This window comes from Bradyrhizobium altum (assembly GCF_020889705.1).
Classification (GTDB): Bacteria; Pseudomonadota; Alphaproteobacteria; order Rhizobiales; family Xanthobacteraceae; genus Bradyrhizobium; species Bradyrhizobium altum.
Map to the genome: position 1 here is coordinate 1 of NZ_JACMYP010000408.1, position 5130 is coordinate 5130.

Annotated in this window: 5 protein-coding genes and 1 riboswitch; of the genes, 3 read left to right on the forward strand and 2 right to left on the reverse strand. The window is 65.4% G+C overall.

From position 1 onward, the window contains the following. The first annotated feature begins 264 nt into the window (after positions 1 to 264). Positions 265 to 1218 carry a ribose-phosphate pyrophosphokinase gene (locus H8B02_RS44965; protein ID WP_171948021.1) on the forward strand — a complete coding sequence of 318 codons (954 nt, stop codon included), beginning with the start codon at positions 265 to 267 and terminating at the stop codon, positions 1216 to 1218. 156 nt (positions 1219 to 1374) lie between these two features. Here H8B02_RS44965 and H8B02_RS44970 read toward each other — a convergent pair whose 3' ends face one another. Beyond that, on the reverse strand, positions 1375 to 2181 hold the full coding sequence (locus H8B02_RS44970) for an SDR family NAD(P)-dependent oxidoreductase (protein ID WP_229172170.1): 807 nt from the start codon (positions 2179 to 2181) through the stop codon (positions 1375 to 1377). 119 nt (positions 2182 to 2300) lie between these two features. After that, positions 2301 to 2867: a 6,7-dimethyl-8-ribityllumazine synthase gene (locus H8B02_RS44975; RefSeq protein ID WP_229172171.1), complete on the reverse strand. Its 567-nt coding sequence runs from the start codon at positions 2865 to 2867 to the stop codon at positions 2301 to 2303. A 78-nt stretch (positions 2868 to 2945) separates the two neighbouring features. Then, positions 2946 to 3100, reverse strand: a riboswitch (FMN riboswitch). Between the two features lie 443 nt (positions 3101 to 3543). Here H8B02_RS44975 and H8B02_RS44980 point away from each other — a divergent pair. Continuing rightward, positions 3544 to 4044 (forward strand): type III secretion system chaperone family protein, encoded by a 501-nt coding sequence (locus H8B02_RS44980; RefSeq protein ID WP_016844492.1) that lies wholly within the window; start codon positions 3544 to 3546, stop codon positions 4042 to 4044. A gap of 178 nt (positions 4045 to 4222) precedes the next feature. Further along, positions 4223 to 5053 (forward strand): pyrroline-5-carboxylate reductase, encoded by an 831-nt coding sequence (gene proC, locus H8B02_RS44985; RefSeq protein ID WP_229172172.1) that lies wholly within the window; start codon positions 4223 to 4225, stop codon positions 5051 to 5053. Positions 5054 to 5130 lie beyond the last annotated feature (77 nt).

Sequence of the window (5130 nt, forward strand, 5' to 3'; positions counted from 1 at the left end):
CACCGGAGCTCCGTGGGCCAGCGATGGTCAGTGCCCCGGCCCCCGCCGCGCCCGAAACCGTGGCACTCAGCTATTCCGCCAACTAACCCCCCGAATCTCCCGGGGAAAGGCGTTTTTTGCCCAGGAAAACGTGGGCCGAAGCGCCTAATGGGTTGCCATCGGAGCCGCCTGCCTGATATTCCCTCGCGCACCGAAAACCCGCCGGTTCTGTAAGGACTTGAGATGCTGAACGTCGTATCCAGCAAGGCGCGGGGGGAAGCATCGATGTCGGCAAAGAACGGATCAATCAAGCTCGTCGCCGGCAACTCCAATCCTGCGCTGGCGCAGGACATTGCCAAGGGACTTGGCATCGAACTGACCAAGGCCGTGGTCCGGCGCTTCGCCGACATGGAGATCTTCGTCGAGATCCAGGAGAACGTCCGCGGTTCGGACATGTTCATCATTCAGTCGACGTCGTATCCGGCCAACGACAATCTGATGGAGCTTTTGATCATCACCGACGCGTTGCGCCGTTCCTCGGCGCGCCGCATCACGGCGGTGGTGCCCTATTTCGGCTACGCGAGGCAGGATCGCAGGTCCGGCTCGCGTACGCCGATCTCGGCCAAGCTCGTCGCCAACCTGATCTCGCACTCCGGCGTCGACCGCGTCATGACGCTCGACCTGCACGCCGGCCAGATCCAGGGCTTCTTCGACATCCCGACCGACAATCTGTTCGCGGCGCCCCTGATGGTGCGCGATATCCGAGAGAAGTTCGACCTCGCCAAGGTGATGGTGGTGTCGCCCGACGTCGGCGGCGTGGCGCGTGCCCGCGGCCTCGCCAAGCGCATCAACACCCCGCTTGCGATCGTCGACAAGCGCCGCGAGCGCCCCGGTGAGTCCGAGGTGATGAACGTGATCGGCGACGTCGCCGGCTACAACTGCATCCTGGTCGACGACATCGTGGACTCCGGCGGCACGCTGGTGAACGCGGCCGAGGCGCTGATCGCGCACGGCGCCAAGGAAGTCTCGGCCTACATCACCCACGGCGTGCTGTCCGGCGGCGCCGCCGCGCGGATTGCCTCGTCGCGGCTGAAGGAACTGGTCATCACCGACTCGATCCTGCCGACCGAAGCCGTCAACAAGGCGCCGAACATTCGCCAGATCTCGATCGCCGGCCTGATTGCCGAAGCGATCGGCCGCACCGCGGCGGAGGAGTCGGTCTCCAGCCTGTTCGATTAGGTTCACTGTCGTCCCCGCGAAAGCAGGGACCCAAAATCACAGGGCTCCATTGTGGAACGCAGCTGTGGCCCCAGCCTTCAGAACAATTGACTTCGGCGGTTATGGGTCCCGGCTCAAGGCCGGGACGACACCGAGTTTGCGGCAGCGGCCACCAACTCAAAACCCAGGCCGCGGCACGTGGCTCATCAGCGTCCGCGCATAGCCGCCGTCGACGATGATCTCCTCACCATTGACGTAGGACGCGCGGTCGCTTGCCAGGAACAGGGTTGCGTCCGCCATGTCCTGCGGCGCGCCGATCCGGCGCATCGGCACCACGGCGGTGCGCCGCTCGGTAACCCCTGGCGTGTCGTAGAAGGCCTGGCTCATCGGCGTGACGACGAGGCCCGGGCTGACCACGTTGCTGCGGATGCCGTGCGGGCCCCATTCGGCGGCGAGTTGCTGCGAGAGCATCACGACGGCGGCCTTGCTGACGCTGTAGGCGCCGCTCTGGCCCTGCGCATTGCTGGCGGCGATCGAGGCGACGTGGATAAGGCTGCCGCGCCCGGCCTTGCGCATCTGGCGACCGAACGCCTGCGCGCAGATGAAATAGCCGGTGAGATTGATCGCCAGCACCGCATTCCATTCGGCGAGCGGCAGCGTGTCGAGCCCGCCGGGGCGCAGCACCGCCGCGGTGTTGACGAGGATGTCGCAAGAACCAAGCGTGCGCGCGACGGCGTCGGCCGCAGCCGCGACGTTGTCCTCGCTGGTCGTGTCGCAGCTCGCGACGAGATGACCGTCGCCGAATTCGCGAAGCTTCGCCTTGGTCTCCGCAAGCCCGCGCTCGTCACGATCGAGCGCGGCGACCCTGACGCCGGCGCGCGCGAAACTGACGGCGGTGGCGCGGCCGATGCCGCCGCCTCCGCCGGTGACGACGGCAACGCGGCCCGACAGGCCGAGCCAGTCGGAAGATTGTTGTTCGGTCATGGGCGCCTCCCGCGCGTTCTGATTATGCCGGCAAGCATAACCGAACGCGCTGGCTGCGAGCGCGATCCCGGCACGCATGCCGGAATCGCTTTTGCGTCGGGCCTTAAACTATTGACGCGCTAGCCAGGTATCCCCGCCGCGACCTGGCCGCGCAGCCGTTCGAGGCTGAGCAGCGTGTTGGCGCAGGCTTCCGCGACCTCGATCCCCTTGATCACGAAGTGCTTGCGGAAGAAGTCGTAATGCACCTCGGTCTCGTGGAATTGCTGCGGCGTCAGCACCGCCGAGAACACCGGCACCTCGGTGCGCAACTGCACATCCATCAGCGCCTTGATCACGGTATCGGCGACGAATTCGTGGCGGTAGATGCCGCCATCGACGACGAGCCCGGCCGCGACGATCGCTGTGTAGCGGCGGGTCTTCGCCAGCAGCTGCGCATGCAGCGGGATCTCGAACGAGCCCGGCACTTCGAACACGTCGACATTGGTGATGTGGCGCGCCTCGATCTCCTTCAGGAAGGAGATGCGGCACTCTTCCACCACATCGCGATGCCAGGACGATTGCACGAAGGCAACGCGCTGCGGCTTGGCGAAGTGCGGATGCTCCGGCGCCGGCGGACTAGCCGGCGTATCGGGAAGGCTTTCTGCTTGGGAGGTCTGGACTTCAGCGTCTTGCAACATCTGATTCATGGCTTTCCTCTTTCAGGACCAGAATCAGGGCACACGGACAACGACACAAGCCCACGCGAAAATCGCGTTGGCTGCCGCAACCGTTCTCTTTCATCCGGACTGTAACCGTCGGCTTCGGAATTGCACCGAATCTGCTGACCCTTCCTCCGGCTTCGCGGAAGAAGGCGCTCGCGGGCTTGGGCTCATCACCCTTTACCGCCGGTGGGGATTTTCACCCCGCCCTGAGAACTCGGCACGCCCGGGATGGACGTGCCTGAGGCGAAATATGACCAAACCGCGACAGCTGGGCAAGCACCTTTGGCATGGGGAAACGGCATGTCCCCATGAGCGCGCTGCGGCCCTTGCAGAGAGAAGTGAGCGCCCGAAAGGCTGATTCACGCGTGCGGCGAAGCGCCTGCAAATGGTTAATAAACCGTTACGCGAACGCCTAGATTCCGATTTGTTCGCAAAATCACAAGTGTGGCGGAGATCAGCTGTGGACGATGCGCGCTTTGGCTGTGGACGGACTCGGCGTGCGGTTGCGCGGATTCCGCAAATCACATCACTTCATCGGCGTCAGGTCCAGGGGCATCCGGAAGCCCGGTCAAGGAACTGCACTCGGCCACGACGCAGTATGTCGCAAGTGCCGGCTTCCGTGTGCGTATCAAGCGATCATAAGAACAAGGTCCGAGACGGCATGTCCCTCCTCGAAAGCATTATCGATTCCCGGAACAACCCGCTTGCGGTGGTCGAGGATATCGCCACCGACAACAACTGGGCGTTCGAGCGTTCCGGCGAAGACGAGGTGACGATCGTCTCCAAGGGAGACTGGATCGACTATCAGCTCTCCTTCACCTGGATGGGAGAGATCGAGGCGCTGCATCTCGCCTGCGCCTTCGATATGAAGATGCCGCAGGCGCGCCGCGCCGAGGTGCAGCGGCTGGTCGCCGCGATCAACGAACAACTATGGGTCGGCCATTTCGACCTGTGGACCCACACCGGCATGGTGATGCATCGTCAGGCGCTGGTGCTGCCCGGCGGCCTCACCGCGTCCACCGCGCAATGCGAGGCCATGGTGGTCAACGCGATCCATGCCTGCGAGCGCTACTATCCGGCGTTCCAGTTCGTGGTGTGGGCCGGCAAGTCGACCGCCGAGGCGATGGCCGCCGCGATGTTCGATACCGAGGGCGAGGCGTAACGGCTTCGCCCGGCCTTTCCACACCTTCAGCGTCGTCCCTGCGGAAGCAGGGACCCATACTCCGCGGCGTCAGTGGTCGCGCATACTGCTTGTCGCCCGCCCTTCGCTTCACTAGAACCGCCTGTGGTTATGGGTCCCGGCTCAAGGCCGGGACGACACAGAGTTTGTGGAGCGACCCGTGAACACATCCAGCAGCGCATTGACGAATACCACCGGCACCATCGCGCTTGCGGGCGCGGGCAAGATGGGCGGCGCAATGCTGACCGGCTGGCTCGCGCAGGGCCTCTCGCCCAAGCATGTCGCGGTGATCGATCCGCATCTTTCGCCTGAGATCTCCGCGCTTGCCGCCAAGGGCGTGCGGCTCAATCCGCAGGCGGCGGATCTCGGCACGGTCGACACGCTGGTCGTCGCGGTGAAGCCGCAATCGTTCCGCGACGCCGGCGCTGCGCTGAAGGCACTGGTCGGTCCGTCGACCCTCGTGGTCTCGATCATGGCCGGCACGACGATGTCAGCGCTCGAAGAAGTGGTCGGCGGCGCAGTGGTGCGCGCGATGCCGAACACACCGGCGGCGATCGGCCGCGGCATCACGGTCGCGGTGCCCTCAAGGCACGTCACCGCCGCGCAACGCGCCATGACCGATGCGCTGCTGAAAGCGACCGGGCTGGTCGAATGGGTCGACGATGAGAACCTGATGGACGCGGTGACCGCGGTCTCGGGTTCCGGTCCGGCCTATGTGTTCCTGCTCGCCGAGGAGCTCGCCCGCGCCGGCGTCGCGGCCGGCCTGCCCGAGCAGCTCGCGACCACGCTGGCGCGCGCGACCGTCGCCGGCTCCGGTGAATTGCTGCATCGCTCGGATCTGCCGTCGGCGACGCTGCGGCAGAATGTCACCTCGCCCGGCGGCACCACCGCGGCCGCGCTCGAGGTGCTGATGGCGACCGACGGCATGCAGCCGCTGATGACCCGCGCCATCGCCGCGGCGACCCGGCGCTCGAAGGAATTGGCGAAGTAACCTCTCGCCGACCACATGTCGTCCCCGTCACCCTGAGGTGCGAGCGGAGCGAGCCTCGAAGGGTGCACGGCCCGTGG

Bases quoted from the DNA above. Each gene is read 5' to 3' on its own strand.
- H8B02_RS44965 (WP_171948021.1), top strand. From the start codon at position 265: ATGTCGGCAAAGAACGGATCAATCAAGCTCGTCGCCGGCAACTCCAAT.
- H8B02_RS44970 (WP_229172170.1), bottom strand. From the start codon at position 2,181: ATGACCGAACAACAATCTTCCGACTGGCTCGGCCTGTCGGGCCGCGTT.
- H8B02_RS44975 (WP_229172171.1), bottom strand. From the start codon at position 2,867: ATGAATCAGATGTTGCAAGACGCTGAAGTCCAGACCTCCCAAGCAGAA.
- H8B02_RS44980 (WP_016844492.1), top strand. From the start codon at position 3,544: ATGTCCCTCCTCGAAAGCATTATCGATTCCCGGAACAACCCGCTTGCG.